Raw genomic sequence first — 20,072 nt, 5'->3', positions numbered from 1 at the left:
CAGCACCGCGTCACCGAACACGGGTCTATCGGAGGTCGGGATACAACCCGTCTGGCGGGGCCGTGTACGGCAGCTCTGCGCCCTTCTCGTTGACGTTCTCGCGGTTCTTGCCCTCGCCGGCAGCGGCGAACGGCCCGGACGGGTCGAGCAGCACGCTCATGTGGTGCTCGGCGTGGTCGCGATACCAGACGCTCATGCCCGTCGTCGGGTCCAGGCGAAGGTGCTCCCAAGCCCGCCACAGCGCATCGAGACGAATCGTCGCCTCCGGGTAGTTCCACCAGTCGGCCGCCCACACGGTGCGCTGGCCGTCGACGCGGCGACGGTAGTTCTTCACCAGGTACTCGCGCACGAACTCGTCGACCGAGCCGTAGTATAGCGTCGGCTGCTCGTCGGCCGGCTCTTCGTCGAGCGCATCCATCGCCGCGGTGACAGCGCGACGGGCGGCCGTGGCCGCCTGCGCTTGCAGCTCCTCGATCACCGAGGGGTCCAGGGCCTCGTCGACTTCGGCCTGCACAGCGTCTTTCACCGCGCCCGTGACGGCCTTCTGCACCACGGCGCGAATCGCCGGAGCGGCGAGAGCGTTCGCGACGTCGGCAATGTCGACTCCGAACAGCCGGCCCGGCTCCCGTTCGGGCAGCTCCGCGCCGGGCTCGTCGCGCTCGTCCAGCTCGAACGGCTGCGCCTCGATGCCGGGCTCCTCGTCGCCCCAGTCGTCGCTCATCAGGCCGCGCCCTTCTCGCTGTTCGCGATCGCAACCTCACGCACCGACTCCTGCGCCTCGATGATCGTTCGAGACGCCTGCGGGTCGTGAGCGGCGATCGACGCCTTCACCTTCTCCGCGTGCGGGCCGGTCATCCACGGCTGCGTGCGGATGAGCGTCGGCCGGTTCCCGGAGGAGAGCACCACGGCGCGACCCTTCGGCATCGCGGCGAGGTCGGCCACGTCCAGGATTCGCTCACGGTGAAGCTGCTGATTCACGCTGCGGCCGCCACGGCCGGAGGACACCGACGACGCCTGACGGTCATAGTCACCGATCAGCTTGGACAGGCTTTCCAGGAACGCATCTTCGGAGACGCCGCCCCCGTAGACCTTGACGTTCGATGCGCTCCACAGCTTGCGCATCCCCGACTCGCCCCACACGTCGACGCCCTGCGACCACGACTGCAGGATCGTCATCAGCACGATTCCGCGCGAGCCGTAGTGGCTGTAGAGGTTCGGCAGCTCACGCCACCGGCACACGTTCGCGGCCTCGTCGAGCACCCCGAGCAGGGGCACCGACAGGCGGCCACCGGCAGAGCCGGCGGCCAGCTCCTCCGCAGCCTCCACCACGGCGACCGTGAGCGCCGTGACGAGCGGGCCGGCGGTCCCGCGACCCTCCTTGGAGAGCGAGTACAGGGTGCCACCGTCGCGCACGAACGCGGCCGGGTCGAACTGCGGACGCAGATCGGGGTTGCCCTGCGGGTTCACCCACGCGGCCACCTGGCGGTTGGTGAGGCACGACGCCATCTGCTGCGCCGTGCCGTAGATGCCGCCGCGCTGCTTCTCCGGGGCCGTGATGACCCCGCGCACCTGGTCGGCCGTGAGGTCGTAGCCGTGACGCCGGAGAATGTCGACCGGCTCCTCCTCCGTCGGGCGGGTGAGCCAGGTGTAGACGTCGGTGATCGGGCGCACGTCGAGCGCGGCCGCGAGCAGGAGCCCCGCGAGGAGATCTTGCCCCGCGGGGTCGAAGTAGGCATCGGTCTTGGCTCCCGGATCGCGTGAGCCCGAGGCGAAGTGATCGGCCAGCTTGGCCGCGCGAACCTCGTCGGTGACGTAGCTGAGCGGGTTCCACCACCACGTAGGGTTCTCGAGCGCGATCCCCTGCGGATCGAACACCCAGACCGGGCCGGCCTCCGCGCGCACGTCGCGGGTCGCGTCGACGACGTCGCGCTTGTTCGAGGTCACGAGAACGCCCCCAGGAGCGTCCAGGATGGCCGGGACGGCCCGAGAGGTCGTCTTACCCGTGCGAGGCCCCCAGATGTCGATGTGCATGTCCTCCCAGGTGCCGTAGAGCGGCATCTGACCGAGGGTCTTGCCGATCGGCACGCCGAGAGAGCCGGTGACGCCGAGCCGGGTCGCCTGCGCCTGCGCGTTGCGCTTGCTCAGGCCCTCGACGTCCTTCCCTCGACCCATGTAGCTGCTGGCCCGGTCGACGCGCGTGCGGCCCTTCCGGTAGCGGACGACGCCGACGATCGCCAGCACCACGAGGGCGAGGACGATCGCCAGGAGCAGCGCGACGATCCAGGTCGCGGATGCCGGCCACGGCACCCGACCGAGGATCACGCCGAGGGTGAACGCGAAGGGGTCGCTGGGCAGCTCGACGCCGGTTCCGTCGAGCTGGTGCCCGAGGCGCACGGCCACGTTCAGTACGACGATCGCGGCCACGACGCCGCCGATACCCAGGAGGAGCATCAGCGTCTCCGCGCCGAAGCCGCCGGGGTCGCGGCGGCGGTTGTTCGGAGTGCTCATGACACCCTCTCCTCGTGCTCCTCGACCAGCTCCTCCACCGCACGCAGCGCGCGGCGGCCGGTGCGGGACTGTTCGTACCACCGCTGATTGGTGTCGCGGATCGAGCGCTCAGCCTCCGTCAGGCGAACCTCGACCGGGATACCCGGCCGAGTGCCGACCTTGACGAGGAACTTCCCGCGGCCGGGAGGGTCGACCTCGCGGCCCGACGCGGCGTCCCACGCGGGCGGGTCCTGCCAGCCCGTCAGTAGCTCTTGCTCGGCCTCCGAGAACGGGATGACGGTCGTCAGCTCCGGCATTTCGGTGTACGGCAGGCCGGCGCACATGACCATGCCGGCGCGCTCTACGAAGCCCTTCGCCTTCAATCGGTCCTCCTCTGGGAGGGCGCTCAGGTCGGCCATCGTGTGCGAAATCATCGCCGTGCCGACGCCCACCTGACGGTTCAGGCGGGTGAGGAAGTCGACGCGATCGACGATGCCGTTCCCGGCGCGCAGCGCGCGCCACAGCTCGTCCATGATGACGAAGTAGTGCCGGCGCGGTTCCAGCTCGGCATCCGCGAGGACGTTCGCGATGTTGACCGTCGCGAAGCCGTTCGACCAGCAGGCGAGCAGGGTCGCCGCGCGCAGATCGCCCTCAGCCTCACCGATGGCCGAAATGTCGTAGACCACCGGGCGGTCGAGCCGCATGGGGTTGGTGGTGTGCTTGGAGAACATTTCGCCCAAGCGGCCACCGCGGGAGAGGCTGATGAGCGACGCTTCCAGCCCGCGCGTGATGCGCTGATACTCCGCGAAGTCGCCGCGGTCGACGGCCACCTGGCGCAGCTCCTCCGGCCCTTCCTGCACGACGCGCAGCAGATCGCCCAGAACGGGGATGCCCTCGAAGTGGCGGTCGAGGTAGCGCAGCGCCTGGTCGACGATCGATTCCTCAACGTCGCTCGGCGCGGACTTGCGGAGGATCGTCAGCAGGGACGACACCATAGCCAGACGGCGGCCGTGAGCGTCCTCCAAGACCTCGCCGGCCTCCTTCTCGAATCCGGCGTCGACGAGCCGCTGAGCGGCCTCCTTCGCCTCGCCGGGGTCGAGGACGTTCAGATACCCGCGGCCGCGGCCGAGGGTGATGACCTGACCGCCGAGCGCGCGAATGACCTCCACGTAGTCCGGGCGCAGATCGCCCAGCACGAGAGGCTGCACGCCGTAGCCGGCGAGGCCGATCGCCATGCGGGCGACGGCCGTCGACTTCCCGAGGCCCGGCCTGCCAAGCACGAACAGCGACGGGTTGCTGATGAGCTTCGCGCGCTGGAACCACGAAATCGGGTCGCAGCACAACGTCGCCCCGGTGTGAATGTGGCGGCCGAGCGGGACACCCACCATCGGAGTGCCGGCACCGATCGAGTACGGCCACAGGCCACACACCTGAACGGTCGTGCCGCGCCACTCGGCGGGCGGCTGGATGAAGTTCGACATGCCGCCGCCGGGGCCGCTCCACCCGCGAGAGGTGAGAGCCCCGGCCGACGTCGACGAGCCCGCATCCGTGTTCTTCTGCCCGGTGCGCACGAACAGCAGCGCACCGACGATCACGAGCACGACGAGCCCGCCGAGGACGGCGAGGGCAATCTGATCCGGGGTCATCACACACGCTCCCTCAGCGCCGCAGGGACGGCAACGTGCTTGGTGAGCACGAGGCCCAGCGGCAGCGCGGCGGCGAAAGCGCTGTCCTGTGATCCGTAGACGGGCCGCAGGCGAAGCCGTGCCGTCGCGCCGAGGTTGTCGACCGCGGCGCGGGCGTCGGCCTCCTTGGCCGGGTCAAGCACCGTCGCGGTGACGAGGATGCCGAAGTTCACCAGGCCCGCGCCCGATGCCTCCTCCGATTCCGTCGCCTGAGCCGACCGCAGCGCGAGCGAGTCACGCGCGGCCGGCTTCCGCGTCGACGTCGCCTTGAACTCCGCAGCTCGCACGTCCGACTGCACGAGCGTTGCTGCCCGCGCCGGGTCGATCGGCTTGTAGAGCAGCGTCACGCGCTTGCGGGCAATGTCGCGGTGCGGAGCCAGCAGCCGGGCGAGGACGCCCGACTGCACGAGCCCGCGGGGAGCCTGAGTCATCGCCCACGTCACGGACTTGGCCGAGTCGTGCCGGTAGCCATCCCACCCGGCCTGCGCGGCCGTCGGGCCGACGTCGCTCCACCGCAGATCGGGCACTTCCCCGTCCGCGTGCGCGTCGTCGATGAGCGTCGCGGCGGCCGGGTCATAGGCGACCCGGATCGTCTCGCACAGCTCCTGCGCCGACAGCGGGTGCGCCGCACCGGCACCCGTCGCCTGCAAGCTCGCGGTCAGACCGGGGAGGCGAGCTGCGAGCTCACGCGCCATTTCGTCAGGCTTGCGCGGCTTGGCACCCTTCCGGGGTGCAGCCGCGAACGTCAGCGTCACGTACGCCTTCACCGTCGACGAGCCGGCGGGGTAGCTCAGCACTACCTCGCCCAGCATCGCCTTGGCGAAGTCCGGGCCGTCGGGGTCGGTGTTCGTCTCGACCTCGCGGCGCAGCCGGCGACCCGAGTCGGGAGCCGTCTCGATCGTGACCGCGGCCGCTTCCATGTTCGGCTCATCACCGAGGTTGCGCAGCCAGTGGCCCCAGTCGGCCACCCACAGGTCGACTTGCTCCTGGTCGACGAGCGCCGCGCCGTCAGGCTCAGTGCCGATCACGATCGAGTACGTCTTAGCGTGCGGCGAGTAGATCATCGCGAACGGCCGCGCGTAGGAGTCCTCGTGCTCGGAGAGCCGAGTCTGCGCACCGAGCCCCGGAAGCTGGTTCGTTCCCCAGTCGGAACGCCCCAGCGGCCCGGAGCGGTAGATGTTCGCCCGTCGACGCTTCGTCGACGTCCACGCGACCCGGTTCGCGGTGCGCGAGAGCACGCTGCGCCCGTCGCCGTCGCGAATGGTCAGCAGCAGGATCAGACCGCCGAACACCGCGGCGGTCACGAACGCCTGGATGATGCCCGTCGTCATCAGCACGACGATCACGATCAGCAGCGCAACGAACATCAAGCCCGTGCCGACCGTCCCGAGCCCGAGGAGGCCGGGCGAGGTCGGCTGACGCCAGTTCCCGTAGGTGCGCACGCCCCTACGGCTTGTCTCTACGGTCGCCATCAGCTCCCGCTCCCTTCACCTGTCGCTTGGTCACCAAGGTTCCGTGCGGCCCCAGTGGCCGCCTGTCCTGCCTGCTTCGCAGCGCCGAGGGCGACGCCCGCGGCCATACCGATCGGGCCGCCAGCGGCGCCGGCCGCGGCTCCCGCAGCAGCTCCACCCCCGGCAGCAGCTCCACCGGCCGCAGCGCCACCCGCGGCCGCGCCTCCACCAGCAGATGCCGCAGCAGCGCCCGTGCCACCAGCGGCCGCACCGGAGGACGCCTCCGCGCCCGTCGTGCCGCCACCGGCAGCGCTAGACGCCTGCGCAGCTTGCGGCGCCGACTGACCCCCGCCGTTCGCTCCCGACGGCCCCGTGGAGCCCGTAGACCCCGGCGAGCCGGTCGAGCCCGAACCGCCCGACGAGCCGCCGCCGGAACCCGTCGCCAGGCGACCCATCGAAGCCGCACCCGTAGGGAGGGCGGCGAGAGCAGCAACGCCGAGAGCGCCGCCGGCACCGGCCGACATGGCCCCCACGAGCGGGGTCACGAACCGCATCAGGGCGGGCATCGCGAACAGCGCGAGCACCATCAGGATCAGGCCCGTGAGAACGGCGATGAAGCCCGTCCCGTCGTCCTGGAACACGTTCGTTCCGGCGAGCTGGAACGCCGCGGCGTAGACAATCGCGGCCGCCGGCTTGTAGAGGATGAACGCCACCAGCCACCCGACGTTCTTCTTGAACCAGCCCTTACCCATCTCGGTGTTGGTGGCCGCCGCCGACAGCGGGAGGATGCCCGTCAGGATGACGAGCATGCCCCCGCGCGCGATCATCAGCACGATTTGGAAGGCCGTCGCGAGGATCGCGATCAGCCCCAGAATGATGATGAGCAGAGCGCCGAGCCCGCCCGTCGCCGGGTTCGTCGTCAGGGCGAGCAGGGTCGCGATGTTGTTCCCGAAGCACGCCGTATCCGTCCCGACGTCGCAGTTCAGCGCCCCGTTGAGAATCCACACGGAGAACGAGTCGAACGCCGACACGAGCAGCCCGACGATGGTCACGCCGGCACCCGCCACGACGATCAGAGTCAGCAGACTCTTGACCGTCTCCTTGCCGGGCTCCGCGCGCTGTTCCCACGCCATCCGAACGCCGCCGACGATGACAGACACGACCGCGGCTGCGCCCATGTACCACCACAGCGACGACTGCAGAAACAGCACCGCACCGCCCGCGCCCTGCGGCCCGTTCGGCAGCAGGCCAGATACCAGCGCCGTCGCGCCGCTGATGAGGAAGATTGCACCGAGGACGATCCCCAGTCGGCCCGCGGCCTGGAAGCCCTCACCGTTGCGCATCCGCGTAGCGATGAGAGCGCCGAGGAGGATGATCGAGATAGCCGCGAGCACGATCGCAATCCATGTGACCCAGCCGAGCACCTGAATGATGCCGTCAGAGTTCGGAGCGGTCGCACCCGCCGCGATCGACGAGCCTCCGCCCGTCCCGGTCAGGTTCGGCGTGCCGACGTTCACCCAGAGCGTGCCGAGCGAGGCGACAGCCTTTCCGAACGCTTCCATGACGGCATCCGCCATGTTCTGGATGGCATCACCGACGACGCTGTTTGCCCACTCGCCGGCCTTGCAGCCGAAGTCGAGCGGCGCGCATTCACTCGCGGCCATGTTCTACCCCTCCGTCCAGCTCACGTAACCCGAGAGGTCCGGCAGCTCAGCGAGGCGTGCAGGCTCAGGGTTCGAGGCGTCGAGCTTCCAGTCGCCGTCCGCCCAGACGAGTTCGAGGACAGCAGAGCCGTTGACGCTCTGGCCGTTGCTGCTGCCGCGGAACGCGATGTCGACACGAGCGGACTCGCCGTCGTACGCGAGCATGCGGAAGCCGGCGATAGACGCCCGCACGTCAGACGGTGCCGCCGCTCCCTGAGCGTTGAGCAGGGTGTCACGGTACGGGCCATCCGTCAGGGCGTACTCGAGAAATGCCTGTCGCTGTTCGGCGGGTCCGAAGCCGATGATCGTCACGTTTGCGGCTGCGAACAGCGCACCCTCAGGCGAGTGCTGGAAGCAGTACGGGTAGCCCTCCGGGGCCGTCTCGCCCGGCCCCGCCGCGGGAGAGGTCGGGAAGGCGTAGACGTCCTGGAACCGCCATTCGGCGGCGGGAGCCGTCGTCACCGTCCCGGACAGCTCCTCGCCCGCCAGGCCACAAACGCTCGCGCCGCCCGCAACCCCGGAGGGCTCCGGGGTAGGGGCGGCGCTGCTTGTGGCGCTGGACGACGGGTCGGGAGCCGGCGGCGCGGCGTCGTTGTCCCGGTTCAGGTTGAGAACCGTCAGGACGATGGCCGTCACGATGAGCGCGGCCACCACGACCGCCCCGACGATGAAGCCGGGGCGGGTGAATGGGTTCTGCTGGGTGTCGTCGTCCTCAGCCATGACGGCTCTCCTCTCAGGCCCCGGCGAGGATGCCGACGAGAGCGGCACCACCACCGATCACGATCGCTCCGGCCATCGGCCAAAGGATCTTCGGCAGGGCATCGTGGCCCTCGCCGCGGCGGAAGCTGACGGCGATGAGGATGCCGCCGACGATGATCGCGCCGCCGACGACGACGTAGCCGATCCACTTCAGCCAGGACAGGATGATGGTCACGCCTTCGGTGCCCGGAGGCTGTACGGGGTCCGGGTCGGGGATGACGCCGGCGAAGTTCACGGCGGTGTCGGCCGCCGCGTGGAACACGTCGATAACGGACATGCTGTTGCCTTTCAGTTCAGGGTGCCGGCGGCACCGAGGATTGCGGTCAGCTCGTCGACGAGACGCTGAGCTTCACGCGGAGAAGATGAGAGAGCCGGCGGCTCCCCCACACGCCATGCATCGACCCACGGCACCGACCAGGTGCGCGGGACTCCCCCGCTGACGACCTGCATCAGGTCGCGCAACGAGCGAGGCAGTCGACCAGGTGCGTCAGCCATGACGACCAGGCCCAAGACTTCAACAGACGGGACGAGCCCCGCGGCCCACTGCCGCATCGCGGCCTGCGCTGCGCGCAACCCGCGGGCGTCCGACCGTGCGACGAGGACCGTCCGTGCGGGCGTCGTCGAGGCGGTACGCGGCCACGAGTGGCCCGCCGCCTGCGAGCCCGGCATGAGCGCCGCGAGCGTCGACTCTCCCGCTCCACCGTGTGCACCTACCCACCACAGCGCAGCCGTGGTGTTGCGGTCATAGATCGGCAGCTGGTCGACGCGATCCGGCGCGGGGATTCCTCGCTGCGGAGCCACCGGCCCGAACGTGTCGGGCACGGCCGCGATCGGAGCCGCCTCGGTAGGCGGCGGCGTCGTCGGCCGAGAAAGCCACGGGTTGAGCGGGTCGCTCATGTTGCCCCCCTAGGTACAGTGAGATTCACCCTAATAAGGGAATCCTACGCCCAAGCGCCCAAACAAGGAAGGGTGAACCCGAATGAACCTGAACCTATACAAACATGCCCTAACCGGTACACTAGGACCGTGGAGCCAACAGGAGGTCTCACCGTGAGCAGCGGCAGCGAGGCGTGTGACGCGCTCGATCGCCTATTCGAGCAGAGCCCTCCGACGCTCGGCCCCACCGAAGTAGCAGAACGACTCGGAGTCTCTAACAAGAGCGTGTACACGTGGCTCCGCGAGGGACTGATCCCCGGTTACAAGGTCGGCTCGACGTGGTTCATCATCCGCGACGAGCTGAAAGACACCTTGCGTCGGGGTGCGAATGTCCCTCGCGATACCGGCCCGGTCGTCGTCATCAACTCAGAACGGCACGAAGGGGACTGACATGCGGAAGATCGGGACGGCGCTACTCATAGTCGTCACCGCGGCGGCCCTGACCGCCTGCACCGGCCAGAACGACGCGCCCGCGCCGACCCCCAGCGCCAGTAGCACCGGCCCGATCTATCCCGACCTTGACCAGTTCACCCCGGCTCCCGAAGGCCTCATCGACGAGGACAGCGGAGAGACGCACGGCCCCCGGCCCGTGCCTACGTGGGATGACGAATCGCGCGAGAGCGCCACGGCGGCCGCGGTCGCCGTGATGACCGCCTATGCGCGGCCCGATCTTCCGTTCGAGCAGTGGTGGGCAGGCTTGCAGCCGCTCCTCGACAACAAGGCCACGCAGGACTACGCCTACATGGACCCCTCGCGCATCGTCGCGACGAGCGTCACCGGCCCCGCCGTCATCACCGACGACACGAGCGCTTACGTCGCGTTCGTCGACGTCCCCACCAACGCCGGCACCTACGGCGTCGTGCTCAGCCGTGCCGACGCCGACTCCCCGTGGCTCGCGGGGCGCTTCATCCTCCCCGAAGGGGTGAACTGATGGCAGCGCCCAAGGGCAGCGCCGCCCACGCGATCGCGGCGGTGCCGCTCCTCATCGTCGGCTCCCTGTTCGGGCTCCTTCTTGTAGGCGACGACGACTGTGGGCCGAGCGCCGGCAACGGCGGATCGAGCGTCTCGATCGATCCCGCATCCGTCCCCGAGACGGAGATTGCCGGCTACGGCCACGAGCAGCTCGTGAACGCCGCATATGTCATGCAGGCGGGCAAAGACCTCGGCCTGAACGCCCGCGATCAGACCATCGGCGTCATGAGCGCGATGGGCGAATCCAGCCTGCGAAACATCGACTACGGCGACTGGGAAACCGGCGGGGTCACCAACCCCGACGGCACCCGCACGACCTCGATCGGCCTGTTCCAGCAACAGGACGGATGGGGCACCCGCGAGGAGCGCCTGGACCCGTACATCTCGTCGACGAAGTTCTTCAACGCGATGACCACGAAGGTTCCCGACCGCGAGTCGCTGGAACCGACGATCGTCGCCCACCGCACTCAGGTGAACGCCGACCCGTACCACTACACGAAGTTCTGGGACGGCGCGGTGCAGATCGTCGAGGGCCTGAGCGGTGTCCGCACCGGCCTCGACTCCGGCGACGGCAGCGCCAGCGGCGGCACATGCGCGGGCCTGCTTCCCGGCGAAGTCAGCGCCGAAGGTTGGGCCTCCCCCGGCGCCGGCCCCGTCAGCAGCCCCTACGGCATCCGCATTCACCCGATCTACGGCACGCAGCGACTCCACGCCGGCACCGACCTTGCCGGCGGCGGCTGCGACGGCCCGATCTGGGCCGCACAGGACGGCGTAGTGACGTTTCGCGGCTTCGACGACTCCGGCAACGGCACAATCTCGATCGACCACGGCGGCGGGGTCACCACCCGCTACCTCCACATGTACGACTCCGGGATGCTCGTGCAGACCGGCGACAAGGTGAAGGCCGGCCAGCAGATCGCTCGCGTCGGCAGCAGCGGTGAATCCACCGGATGCCACCTGCACTTTGAAGTGCGCGTCAACGGCGAGAACGTCGACCCCGCGCCCTTCATGGCAGAGGTCGGCATCCAGCTCCGACAGTAGATCAGGAGACGACCATGAGCAGCATCGAAGTAGCCACGTTCCCCAAGATCGCGGCGCGCACGTTCGCGAACGGATCGGGAGAGGTCACGATCAACGGCACGTCGCACCCGATCGAGACGACCACTCTCGAGGATGCTCGCGCCGCGATCCTCGCTCGCGTGGCCGACACGGCCACGAAGATGCAGCGCCCCGTGCGCGTCACCACCAGCGGCCCCGACGGTGAGTGGCCGCTGATCGTCCACCCCGACGGCAGCGTAGAGCCCGATGAAAGCCTGCCCGCACGGCCTGCGCCGATCGAGGACGTCGCGCCCGTTGTCGAGTCGACGCCCGCGCCGATCGACCAGGTTCCCGCACCCGCCCCCACGCCGGAGGTTCCGGCGTTCGCGCCCGCGCCCGACGTCCCGGCCGCAGCGCCGGCCCCCGCGGCCGACGGCAATGCGTGGGTGCGCCAGGCTCCCGCCCCGGCCACCGAGTACCCCAGCCGACGCGAGGCCCGACAGTCGTTCCTCACGCACGAGCAGATGGAGGAACCGGCAACCCAGGGATGGCGCGGAGCGCTCACCCGTGCCGGCATCCGCATGAGCCCCAGCGAATCCGAGCGCGCCGAGCGCTCGGACGTGCTCGCCGTCTCCCAGCACTGGCCCGGCCCCCGCACGATCGCCGTCGTGAACGGCAAGGGAGGCGCGGGCAAGACCCCGACGACCGTCCTCCTCGCGGCCGTGTTCGCCCGCCACGGCGGCGCAGGCGTGCTCACGTGGGATAACAACCAGACCCGCGGCACGCTCGGCTGGCGCACCGAGCAGGGGCCGCACGAGGCGACTCTGCTTGACCTCCTCCCCCAGGTCGACCGGCTCCTGAGCACCGGGGCGCAGTCCGCGGACCTGGCCCACTACGTCCACCACCAGACCCGCGACCGGTTCGACGTGCTCCGCAGCAAGCCGATGGCCCTCGCGCACGAGCAGCGCGTCGAGCCCAGCGACGTCGACGCGATTCACGCCGTCGCCGCGAAGTACTACCGGCTGATCTTCATCGACTCCGGCAACGACGAGTCCGACCCGATGTGGCTGCGCATGATCGACCACGCCGACCAGCTCGTGGTTGCCACGACCACCCGCGACGACCACGCCGAAGCCGGCGCGCTTCTCCTCGAAGCCCTCGCAGAGCGCGACGCCGGTTCGGCCGAGCTGGCGCGGGATGCCGTCGTGATCGTCAACCAGGCCGACCCGAAGTCCACCGCCGCCGACCTCGCGCGCGTGGCCGACGGCTACCAGTCCCTCGCGCGCGAGGCCGTCACCGTCCCGCACGACCCGGCGATGGTCGACGGAGTGCTGCGCTTCGGCTCCCTGCGCCCCCAGACGCAGCGTGCGTGGCTCGCAGCGGGCGCGGCGGTCGCCCGCGGGCTATGAACGCCACACAGCCGCTCACAGGGCTGCATCGCGTCCCTGAGTGGCCCCGGCTCGCCGCCACCGTCACACACGACGGCACAGGAACCCTCACGATCAACGGCGTCAGCCGCGCGTGCGCGGCCGAGTCCGTCGCAGCGCTCCGCACCGGCATGATCGCGCGCGCCGTGGCGATCGGCACCCAGCTACGCCGCCCGATCCGCCTCGACGTGACCGAGGACGGCCGCACACACGCCCTCGCAGTGCGCCCCGAGGGCTACGTGCAGCTCATCGGCGCCGACGGCACCATTCCCGCCCCCGACGGCCTCAGCATCGACGAGGGACGCTGCCGCGTCTGCCGCCGGCTACAGCCGGTGACCTCCGCAACGTGCGTCCAGTGCGGTGTCGACGAACCGCTGCGCGTTGAGGTCGCTCCGCCGGCCGAACCGAACACCGTCGCACCCCTCGCGGCCGCGCCGGTCACCCGGCCGAGCCCCGTCGAGCTCGATGAGCTCGACGAGCTGCACGACGTCGAGCACACACGCATCAGCCGGCGCGCAGCGGCCTCCGCAGCGCCTCCCGCGCCCGTCCTGCACCTGGCGTTCAACACTCAGCGCAGCGTCGACGCCGGCCCGCACGTCGTCATCGGCCGCAACCCCGAGCCCGTCGACGGACGCGAAGCGCTCACCGTCGTCACGCCTGGACGGATGCTCTCGCGCACCCACGCGACGATCGACGTCGACGACGCCGGGCGCATCGTCGTGACCGACCTCGATTCCGCGAATGGCATCGAACTGCAGTCGGCCCCGCCGCACTGGCTTACGCCCGGCGAGCCCACCGTCATTCCCGACGGCGCGACGATCCTTCTGGGCGACGTCTACTGCACCGTCGCACGGTCGCAGTGACCTACGCCCGCCGTCGGCGCGTCGCCGCAGTGTTTATGCATAATCCCGGCACGATGGCCCTATGAGCGACTACGGCCGACGCGCGCGACGTCCCAACGACGCGCCGACGGTCCTGCTACAGGGCCGTGTATCCCCCACCGCACGCGACGACGTGCGCGAAGCAGCCGAGGCATCCGGCGTCACCATGTCGTACTACCTCGACGCGCTCATTACGAAGCTCGTCAGCGAGAACGGCGGAATGCCGCTCGTTGACCCTCCCGCGCGGGACCGCGCGAACCAGCTCGATATCCCCGGGGAGGCCGCGACCAGAGCCGCATAACAAGCAAGCCCCCGCCTCTACGAGACGGGGGCCAGAGCTAAGTGCCTGATCTTCTGAGTTTGGCGACCGGTAGATCAAGGCAATCCCAAGAACCGGCAGACAGGGCCGGGGCCTTGTCATGTCCTAGATCTAGGAAGTTGGTGCCATCATAGCGCGCCCGGATGCAAAGCGATATCGCAATCGCGACGGCGAGTCGTGGGCGCTCACCGTTGCGGTGAGCCCGCGCCCCCGCGTGCGCGTGGCCGTCGTCGACGCCTACGGGACGATCGCGAACGAGTACCGCGATCGCGCGATCGGCGCCGTCGCCCCTGAGCGCCCGTGGGCGGTCTACCTCGCCGGCCCCGATCAGCGGTTCCGCCTCCTCGCGTTCGACCTCGACGCCCACGGCGACCCCGCGGCCGCAGCTCGCGACGCCGACGTGCTCTCCGGCCTCCTCTCCGACGTCGGCCTGTCGCACGTCCTCTGCGAGTCCGGGCCGACCGGCGGCCGCCACCTATGGGTCGGCCTGGCCGAGTCCGTCGGCGCCGAAACCGTCGCGACCCTCGCCCGTCTTGCGCGGCACCTGTGCCCCACCCTCGACCTCTCTCCGCTCACCAACCCCGTGACGGGCTGTGTACGGCCCCCAGGAGCGCCCCACCGTGCCGGCGGGCACTCCACCGTCCTCCGGGGCGACCTCGACGCGCTCAGCGCGCCCACGGCCACCGCCGCACAGGTGCGCGCGCTCGTGAGCCTCCTCGCCGGCCTCGTCGACGACACCGAGCCCGCTCGCACCATCGACCCGCACGCGCCCCTCCCGCTGGACGCCCACGGGCGTCTGCACCTGGTCGGCCCGCGCCGCCAGCTCCCCGCCGTCAGCGCCGCAGCGCTGCACGAGACGCCCACCGACGCCTCAGCGACGCTCTGGCGCGTCCTGATCGGCGCAGCGGCCGCCAGGTGGCGGCACGCCGACGTCACCGCCCTCGTCGACACCGAGCCTGGCCTAGAGCACGTCCGCAGCCGCGTCACCACCCGCGGCCGCGTGAACCGCCCCCGCGGCGAACAGCGCCGCGTCCTCGCCCGCCAGTGGGACAAGGCCGTGCGCTACGTCGCGGCCAGTGACCGCCAGATCGGGGACGATCCCACGTTCGACCGTCGCGCTGACGCGATCGCTGCGCACGTGCGCGACGTCCAGCAACGCGCCGACGCCGCAGCCGGCCGCTGGGCCCGCGGAGGCGGCCCCGCTGATCGCCGCATCCTCGACGTGCTGTGCGCTCTCGCCCTGCACGCCCTCAGCGGCTCTCTGGAAGCCGATACCCGCCGCCTGGCCCTACTGGCCGGTGTCGGCCGCGAGACGGCCAGGACGGCGCTGCTGCGCCTCTCCGAGGACGGATGGATCGCCCAGACCGCGGCCGCGGACGGACCCCGCGCCGCTCACTGGACAATCGACCCTCAGAGCGCTCTCCACAGCAACTTGGATCATGCCCGGTCACAAGCGAACCCGCGCCCCCCTGGGGCCGGGGCCGCTGAGAGAACGGCGATCCTCGCAACGCTCCGCGCACGAACAACGGATGCCGCACACGACCTGTTCACCGCTACCCGCCCTGCGCTCGGGCACCTGGCCGGGAACCTCTACGCACGAATCGACACCACGGCTCGCCCCCTCGACGAACTTTCCCCCCTGATCGGCGCCGACCCGCTACGCACCCGTCGACTGCTGGACCGCCTCACCTACGCCGGCATCGTCGAGCGCGCCCGTGACGGCTGGCACCGCGTCGACGCGCTCCCCCTCGACGTGGCCGCCGAGCGCGCCGGAGTCGCCGGGCGACTCGACGCCCGCGCCACCCGCTACCGCGTCGAGCGCGAAGCATGGGCCTGGTGGAAGGCCGAGGAGGCGTGGATGCACGCACCCCGTCGACCCGACGCGAAACGTCGACCGAGCCGGGGGCAGCTCTCCCTCGTCCCCGACGACGGCACCCACGCCTACGGCCCGCACCCGCGCCGACCCGATGGCCGGCTGGACTACGCCGCAGCTCGTCGCATCATCGTCGAGGAGCGCGAGGGAACGGCCGTGCGGCCGTACGACCGCAACGCCGACGGAGATCTCCGCTCGAGAACCGTCGTCGACGCCGCCGACGCCGAAGCCGTCGACGCGGAATGGATCGATCCCGGCTACTGCGCCCACGGGATGACGATCGGCGTCAGGTGCCGGTACTGCGACGGCCCCGCCACCAAACCGAACGACACACCACGACGGCGAGTCGCCTAGCGACGATCCGCTGCGCGGAGGCGAGCCCCCGGCTCGCTGGTCGAGCCGGCGATGCCGGCGCTGTCAGGGCCTTCGGCCCGTTCTTTTGCCGTGAAGCCTTCGGCAGCATACGGTCGGCCAACCTCCATGCAAGCGGCTGCGCCGCCGGCTCCTCCGAGACTTTCGGCACGCGGTCGCTTCGCTCCCTCACATCGCGCCGAAACTCTCTCCCCCACCGCCTCCGGGTTGCACTCCGGCCGCCCTCCCTAGCGGCGGTAACCCGCCTTCACGGCAAAAAAACGTGGGGGTGAGACAGACGCAAATAGTACTAATCCCGTTAGGTGGAGGTTCCGAACATGGCACGCACAGTCAAGAACACCAAGAGCCCCGAGGAGCGTCGCGCCGAGGCCGAGGCCCTGCAAGCGACGATCGCGGAACAGGTCGAGGCGCTGCGCGAGTCCGAGACGTGGGCGCGGTTCCTGACCTTCGCGCAGTCGTTCCACCGCTACAGCCTGGGAAACCTGCTGCTGATCTTCGCCCAGTGCCCCGAGGCGTCACACGTCGCCGGTTACCGGACGTGGCAGAAGCTCAACCGCCAGGTGCGCAAGGGCGAGCGCGGAATCCGCATCTTCGGCGGCCGCGACGTGCGCGAGACGGTCGAGAACGAGCAGACCGGCGAGGAGGAGGAACAGCGCCGAGTGCGATTCTTCCCGGTGTCCGTGTTCGACATGGGACAGACCGACCTCATCGACGAGGAAGCGGGCGACCCGGCCGACATTGCGCGCCAGCTCACCGGAGACGACCCCGCGGGCATCTTCGACGCCGTGGCCGACTACCTCACCGGCAAGGGCTGGACCGTCGAGCGCGAGCAGATCGCCGGAGCCGCCAACGGATACACCACCACCGACGGCACGCAGCGCGTCGTCATCGACGCGGACCTCTCCCCCGCTCAGGCAGCCAAGACCGCCCTTCACGAGGCCGCCCACGTCATCCTGCACGCCGAGGAAGATCACGCCGAGTACGTCGAGCACCGCGGGATCAAGGAAACCGAGGCCGAGAGCGTCGCCTACATCGTCGCCGGGATTCTCGGACTCGACACCAGCGCCTACAGCGTCGGCTACGTCGCCGGGTGGAGCAAGTGCGAGGCCGAGACGATCAAGGCCACCGCGGCGAACGTGCTGCGCACCGCGCACGCCCTGGCCGATGCGATCACAGAGCCCGAGCCCGAGCCCGTCGCCGCGTAACCCAAATAGTACTAATCCCGTTAGGAGAAGGTCATGCACGGAGAGTCGACCCTGTTCGATATGGCCGAGTTCGAGCGCGAGGCCGTGGCCGCGATGCCCTGGGAAGGCGTGCCGCTGCGGTACGTCACCGAGTACCACCACCCCGACGACCTCGCGGCCGCGTTCGAGCGCTGGACCGGCGAACACGGGAACTTTGGATGCCTGATGCGCTCGCACATGTGGCACCGCGCGTACTTCGGTCGGCAGGACGTCGCCGCCAGCGACGAGGCCCACGAGCTGCACATGCTCAACGCCGACACCCGGTGCGACCTCGCAGAGCACGACCACAGCGCCGACCCGCTCCCCGGCGGGCTGATGTACCAGGCGAATTGCCCGCCCTGCCGCTGGCACGTCATCACCGAGCACGAGAACGAGGCCGTAGAAGCCTGGCAGGACCACGCGATGCCCGGATGGCGAGCCCTGCCGATCCTGCCGACCAAGCTCAGCACCGCCGACGAGAAGAAGGCCCGCGCCGCTGCGGCCAAGTGGTGCGCAGAGAACTACCCCGCCGAGTGGCAGCGCCCCGGCGCACCCGTCATCACTCGACGCGGCCCGTACGGCGGCCGCCACGTCGGCGGCCGCTCCCCCTTCGGCGGCTACGACCTCGCCGCCCCCAACAACTGACCCGAATAGTACTAATCCCGTTAGGAGAACCACATGCACACCCTGACCCCAAGCGACGTCGCCGCGCTGCTGGACGACCTCGCGCAGCTCCTCCCGTTCCCGACGATGATCTACACCGACATGGGCGCGGATAGCTGGACTCCTCAGCTCTACTTCGGCCCGGTCGACCCATCGTCAGACCTCCCCGAGCACCGCGCCGGGATCGACGCCGACACCGTGCGCCCCGTGTGGTGGATCGACCTCGACGGCGGAACCCGAACGATCCTCCTCGACGAAGTGACCCCCGACGACGTGTGCAACGTGGCCGCCCGGATCGCAGCCTCCCAGCAATGCGAGTGACCCTATTAGTACTGTTCCCGTCGCCGTCGCGTGTGGCGGGAACAGTACTGTTCCCCGACCAGGTGCCCCAGCTCACGACCACGGCGGCCGACACCGGACGGAGCCGGCGCCGGCTAACGGACGGCCGGGACGGAGCCGGCCGACTGCCAGGGCCTATCGGCCCGTTCTTTTGCCGTGAAGCCTTCGGCAGCATACGGTCGGCCAACCTGCGCGCCAGTGCTTTCGCGGCATATCCTCCCTCGCTTCGCTCAGTCCGGTATTCCACGGTCACGGGCACTCCGGCCGGCTCTCCCTAGCGGCGACAAGTCGCCTTCACGGCAAAAAAACGAGTGGGGTGGGAGGATCACGAAATGGAAGCGCTAACCGTCTACACGACCGGTCCCCAGTGTGGGAAGTGCCGGATGACGAAGATGATGCTGGACAGCAAGGGCATCCCCTATGTCGAGGTCAACATCACCGAGCACCCCGAAGCGCGCGAGTACGTGACCGAGGAACTGGGCTACACCGTGGCCCCTGTCGTCGTGGTCGACGATGACGATCACTGGTGCGACCTCCGACCCGATCAGATCGAGCGCGTCGCCGCTCACTTCGCAGCCTGACCCCGTTACCCCAAATAGTACTAATCCCGTTACAGGAGGAATCATGAGCGATCGCAACCTGACCCCGTATGACCGTGGCACCCGCTTGGAGCCGCAGCTCTGGCCGCTCGGGGACGCCCCCGACAGCTACGGGCGCGTGGACTTCGACGACGAGGAGTCGCGAACGATCCTGACGGCCTACGTTGAGCGCGAGGGCGACGGCTACGCCATGCACGTGCACGGGATGGCCGAACCGCTGAGCCTCGTCGTCGACGGCGGCGGGCGGGTTGTCCCGGTCGACCGCGAGCTGTGCGAGGGAATCGACATGCTGCTGAGCATGGCTCGGCGCGGCCGCGAGGACTTCGAGCACCAGGCCGCCTATGGCGACTACACCGCCGAAGAACGCGCGACGGCCGATCGCCTGTGGCTGCTGGCCGAAACGGTCGGAAAGCTGCTGGCCGAAGAAGCTAAGAAGGCTTGACCCTCAGTAACCCTAATAGTACTATTAGAGTTACACGGAACTAGAGATGATACGGAACCAGGACGCGACATGCAGAACCTCATCATCACCAAGCTGGCCGACCTTCACGCGGGCGACCGCATCCTGAGCTGGGACGGGCGGCCCTACCGCCCGGCGCGGATCGTCGCGCAGCGCCTCGGCTACATCGGGGCGGGGAGTGTCCAGGGCGTGCGCCTCGTGAACCCCCACCCGACCAGCGACGTCGAGCACGTGCTGTACCCGTCGCAGATGGATGGCCGGCGATTGGAGGTCGAGCGTCCTTAGCTATCCCCTTGTACCCCCATTCCCGCTAATAGTACTGTTCCCACTACCGGGACGAAACCGAAGGAGCACATCATGAGCTACATCACCCGCACCGGCAACCTCGCCGCAACGCCCACCCTCCGCGAGGGGGACAACGGGCCGTACACCTACGCCCGCGTCCTCGTCAGTGATCGCATCCGCCAGGAGGACGGCAGCTACACCGACGGCCCCACCGTCGCCTACGACGTCGCCGTGAGCGGCAACCAGGCGCAGAACCTCGTCGAGGCGGCCGAGGAGTCGGGGAACATCCGCGTCACGTTCTCCGGCCGCTACCGCGTCACCGAGTACAAGGGCGACCAGGGGAGCCGCTTGCAGCACGAGGTCCGAGCCGACGAAATCGCGGTGAGCCTGCGCGGGCAGAGCGTCCGCGTGGTCGGCAAGCCCTCGACCGCCGACCAGGGCGACGACACCCCGTTCTGATCCCGCACTCAGGGGTGCGCCTCCACCGTGGGGCGCACCCCTAACAGGGCTCATCCCAATCGGGGGTGTAGGAGTTGGGGTCTGAAGCCGCCGGTCTCGAGCAGGCTTCGGGCGATGTAGTTAGTCAGGTTGCGGAACCCG

The 20,072-nt window shown here is 69.6% G+C and carries 22 protein-coding genes; 14 read left to right on the top strand and 8 right to left on the bottom strand.

The window, feature by feature from the left end; all coding sequences use genetic code 11:
- Positions 1-25 precede the first annotated feature (25 nt).
- From FHS07_RS16100 to FHS07_RS16065, 8 genes are read right to left on the bottom strand one after another with little or no spacing between them, the layout of a single operon-like run.
- On the bottom strand, positions 26-721 hold the full coding sequence (locus FHS07_RS16100; RefSeq protein WP_183420913.1) for a DUF4913 domain-containing protein: 696 nt from the start codon (positions 719-721) through the stop codon (positions 26-28).
- Entirely contained in the window at positions 721-2,508 is a 1,788-nt protein-coding gene (locus FHS07_RS16095) for a type IV secretory system conjugative DNA transfer family protein (protein WP_183420912.1), read from the bottom strand. The genes FHS07_RS16100 and FHS07_RS16095 overlap by 1 nt, the downstream gene beginning before the upstream one ends.
- Positions 2,505-4,133, bottom strand: coding sequence for an ATP/GTP-binding protein (locus tag FHS07_RS16090; protein WP_183420911.1), 1,629 nt, complete (start codon positions 4,131-4,133; stop codon positions 2,505-2,507). Before FHS07_RS16090 ends, FHS07_RS16095 begins: the two co-directional genes overlap by 4 nt.
- Positions 4,133-5,644 carry an SCO6880 family protein gene (locus tag FHS07_RS16085; protein ID WP_183420910.1) on the bottom strand — a complete coding sequence of 504 codons (1,512 nt, stop codon included), beginning with the start codon at positions 5,642-5,644 and terminating at the stop codon, positions 4,133-4,135. Before FHS07_RS16085 ends, FHS07_RS16090 begins: the two co-directional genes overlap by 1 nt.
- On the bottom strand, positions 5,644-7,287 hold the full coding sequence (locus FHS07_RS16080; RefSeq protein WP_183420909.1) for a TrbL/VirB6 family protein: 1,644 nt from the start codon (positions 7,285-7,287) through the stop codon (positions 5,644-5,646). The genes FHS07_RS16085 and FHS07_RS16080 overlap by 1 nt, the downstream gene beginning before the upstream one ends.
- Positions 7,288-7,290: 3 nt before the next feature.
- On the bottom strand, positions 7,291-8,046 hold the full coding sequence (locus FHS07_RS16075) for a DUF8175 domain-containg protein (protein WP_183420908.1): 756 nt from the start codon (positions 8,044-8,046) through the stop codon (positions 7,291-7,293).
- A 13-nt stretch (positions 8,047-8,059) separates the two neighbouring features.
- The gene (locus FHS07_RS16070; RefSeq protein WP_183420907.1) at positions 8,060-8,362 is read right to left on the bottom strand and encodes a hypothetical protein; all 303 of its coding nucleotides are present in this window, start codon (positions 8,360-8,362) and stop codon (positions 8,060-8,062) included.
- Positions 8,363-8,373: 11 nt separating this feature from the next.
- The gene (locus FHS07_RS16065) at positions 8,374-8,982 is read right to left on the bottom strand and encodes a DUF6668 family protein (RefSeq protein WP_183420906.1); all 609 of its coding nucleotides are present in this window, start codon (positions 8,980-8,982) and stop codon (positions 8,374-8,376) included.
- A 129-nt stretch (positions 8,983-9,111) separates the two neighbouring features.
- Between FHS07_RS16065 and FHS07_RS16870 the strand changes: the two genes are divergently transcribed.
- From FHS07_RS16870 to FHS07_RS15995, 14 genes are all read left to right on the top strand, one after another.
- On the top strand, positions 9,112-9,411 hold the full coding sequence (locus FHS07_RS16870) for a helix-turn-helix domain-containing protein (protein WP_343054745.1): 300 nt from the start codon (positions 9,112-9,114) through the stop codon (positions 9,409-9,411).
- A gap of 1 nt (position 9,412) precedes the next feature.
- Positions 9,413-9,952, top strand: coding sequence for a hypothetical protein (locus tag FHS07_RS16055; RefSeq protein ID WP_183420905.1), 540 nt, complete (start codon positions 9,413-9,415; stop codon positions 9,950-9,952).
- Positions 9,952-11,034, top strand: a complete 1,083-nt coding sequence (locus tag FHS07_RS16050; protein ID WP_183420904.1) for a M23 family metallopeptidase — start codon at positions 9,952-9,954, stop codon at positions 11,032-11,034. Before FHS07_RS16055 ends, FHS07_RS16050 begins: the two co-directional genes overlap by 1 nt.
- 14 nt (positions 11,035-11,048) lie before the next feature.
- Positions 11,049-12,440: an AAA family ATPase gene (locus FHS07_RS16045; protein WP_183420903.1), complete on the top strand. Its 1,392-nt coding sequence runs from the start codon at positions 11,049-11,051 to the stop codon at positions 12,438-12,440.
- Entirely contained in the window at positions 12,437-13,321 is an 885-nt protein-coding gene (locus FHS07_RS16040) for an FHA domain-containing protein (RefSeq protein WP_183420902.1), read from the top strand. Before FHS07_RS16045 ends, FHS07_RS16040 begins: the two co-directional genes overlap by 4 nt.
- A gap of 61 nt (positions 13,322-13,382) precedes the next feature.
- Positions 13,383-13,640, top strand: a complete 258-nt coding sequence (locus FHS07_RS16035) for a hypothetical protein (RefSeq protein WP_183420901.1) — start codon at positions 13,383-13,385, stop codon at positions 13,638-13,640.
- 214 nt (positions 13,641-13,854) lie between these two features.
- A complete protein-coding gene (locus FHS07_RS16030) occupies positions 13,855-15,885 on the top strand; it encodes a hypothetical protein (RefSeq protein WP_221189607.1) in 2,031 nt (676 codons plus the stop codon).
- Positions 15,886-16,220: 335 nt separating this feature from the next.
- Positions 16,221-17,108: an ArdC-like ssDNA-binding domain-containing protein gene (locus tag FHS07_RS16025; RefSeq protein WP_183420900.1), complete on the top strand. Its 888-nt coding sequence runs from the start codon at positions 16,221-16,223 to the stop codon at positions 17,106-17,108.
- 33 nt (positions 17,109-17,141) lie between these two features.
- Positions 17,142-17,771: a DUF6349 family protein gene (locus FHS07_RS16020; protein ID WP_183420899.1), complete on the top strand. Its 630-nt coding sequence runs from the start codon at positions 17,142-17,144 to the stop codon at positions 17,769-17,771.
- A 33-nt stretch (positions 17,772-17,804) separates the two neighbouring features.
- A complete protein-coding gene (locus tag FHS07_RS16015; protein WP_183420898.1) occupies positions 17,805-18,110 on the top strand; it encodes a hypothetical protein in 306 nt (101 codons plus the stop codon).
- A gap of 350 nt (positions 18,111-18,460) precedes the next feature.
- Entirely contained in the window at positions 18,461-18,709 is a 249-nt protein-coding gene (locus FHS07_RS16010; RefSeq protein WP_099197018.1) for a glutaredoxin domain-containing protein, read from the top strand.
- 43 nt (positions 18,710-18,752) lie between these two features.
- Entirely contained in the window at positions 18,753-19,169 is a 417-nt protein-coding gene (locus tag FHS07_RS16005) for a hypothetical protein (RefSeq protein ID WP_183420897.1), read from the top strand.
- A 69-nt stretch (positions 19,170-19,238) separates the two neighbouring features.
- Positions 19,239-19,472, top strand: a complete 234-nt coding sequence (locus FHS07_RS16000; RefSeq protein WP_183420896.1) for a hypothetical protein — start codon at positions 19,239-19,241, stop codon at positions 19,470-19,472.
- Between the two features lie 72 nt (positions 19,473-19,544).
- On the top strand, positions 19,545-19,931 hold the full coding sequence (locus FHS07_RS15995) for a single stranded DNA-binding domain-containing protein (protein WP_130110735.1): 387 nt from the start codon (positions 19,545-19,547) through the stop codon (positions 19,929-19,931).
- Positions 19,932-20,072 lie beyond the last annotated feature (141 nt).

This window comes from Microbacterium proteolyticum, assembly GCF_014192415.1.
In the GTDB taxonomy this organism is placed as follows: Bacteria; Actinomycetota; Actinomycetes; order Actinomycetales; family Microbacteriaceae; genus Microbacterium; species Microbacterium proteolyticum.
The sequence above is the reverse complement of the archived record's forward strand: the minus strand, read 5'-3'. Positions and strand labels throughout refer to the sequence as shown.

Coding starts and splice junctions, on each gene's coding strand:
- FHS07_RS15995 (WP_130110735.1), top strand. CDS start 19,545: ATGAGCTACATCACCCGCACCGGCAACCTCGCCGCAACGCCCACCCTC.
- FHS07_RS16020 (WP_183420899.1), top strand. CDS start 17,142: ATGCACGGAGAGTCGACCCTGTTCGATATGGCCGAGTTCGAGCGCGAG.
- FHS07_RS16005 (WP_183420897.1), top strand. CDS start 18,753: ATGAGCGATCGCAACCTGACCCCGTATGACCGTGGCACCCGCTTGGAG.
- FHS07_RS16080 (WP_183420909.1), bottom strand. CDS start 7,287: ATGGCCGCGAGTGAATGCGCGCCGCTCGACTTCGGCTGCAAGGCCGGC.
- FHS07_RS16090 (WP_183420911.1), bottom strand. CDS start 4,133: ATGACCCCGGATCAGATTGCCCTCGCCGTCCTCGGCGGGCTCGTCGTG.
- FHS07_RS16065 (WP_183420906.1), bottom strand. CDS start 8,982: ATGAGCGACCCGCTCAACCCGTGGCTTTCTCGGCCGACGACGCCGCCG.
- FHS07_RS16070 (WP_183420907.1), bottom strand. CDS start 8,362: ATGTCCGTTATCGACGTGTTCCACGCGGCGGCCGACACCGCCGTGAAC.
- FHS07_RS16050 (WP_183420904.1), top strand. CDS start 9,952: ATGGCAGCGCCCAAGGGCAGCGCCGCCCACGCGATCGCGGCGGTGCCG.
- FHS07_RS16015 (WP_183420898.1), top strand. CDS start 17,805: ATGCACACCCTGACCCCAAGCGACGTCGCCGCGCTGCTGGACGACCTC.
- FHS07_RS16085 (WP_183420910.1), bottom strand. CDS start 5,644: ATGGCGACCGTAGAGACAAGCCGTAGGGGCGTGCGCACCTACGGGAAC.
- FHS07_RS16045 (WP_183420903.1), top strand. CDS start 11,049: ATGAGCAGCATCGAAGTAGCCACGTTCCCCAAGATCGCGGCGCGCACG.
- FHS07_RS16100 (WP_183420913.1), bottom strand. CDS start 721: ATGAGCGACGACTGGGGCGACGAGGAGCCCGGCATCGAGGCGCAGCCG.
- FHS07_RS16010 (WP_099197018.1), top strand. CDS start 18,461: ATGGAAGCGCTAACCGTCTACACGACCGGTCCCCAGTGTGGGAAGTGC.
- FHS07_RS16040 (WP_183420902.1), top strand. CDS start 12,437: ATGAACGCCACACAGCCGCTCACAGGGCTGCATCGCGTCCCTGAGTGG.
- FHS07_RS16075 (WP_183420908.1), bottom strand. CDS start 8,046: ATGGCTGAGGACGACGACACCCAGCAGAACCCATTCACCCGCCCCGGC.
- FHS07_RS16025 (WP_183420900.1), top strand. CDS start 16,221: ATGGCACGCACAGTCAAGAACACCAAGAGCCCCGAGGAGCGTCGCGCC.
- FHS07_RS16095 (WP_183420912.1), bottom strand. CDS start 2,508: ATGAGCACTCCGAACAACCGCCGCCGCGACCCCGGCGGCTTCGGCGCG.
- FHS07_RS16000 (WP_183420896.1), top strand. CDS start 19,239: ATGCAGAACCTCATCATCACCAAGCTGGCCGACCTTCACGCGGGCGAC.
- FHS07_RS16035 (WP_183420901.1), top strand. CDS start 13,383: ATGAGCGACTACGGCCGACGCGCGCGACGTCCCAACGACGCGCCGACG.
- FHS07_RS16055 (WP_183420905.1), top strand. CDS start 9,413: ATGCGGAAGATCGGGACGGCGCTACTCATAGTCGTCACCGCGGCGGCC.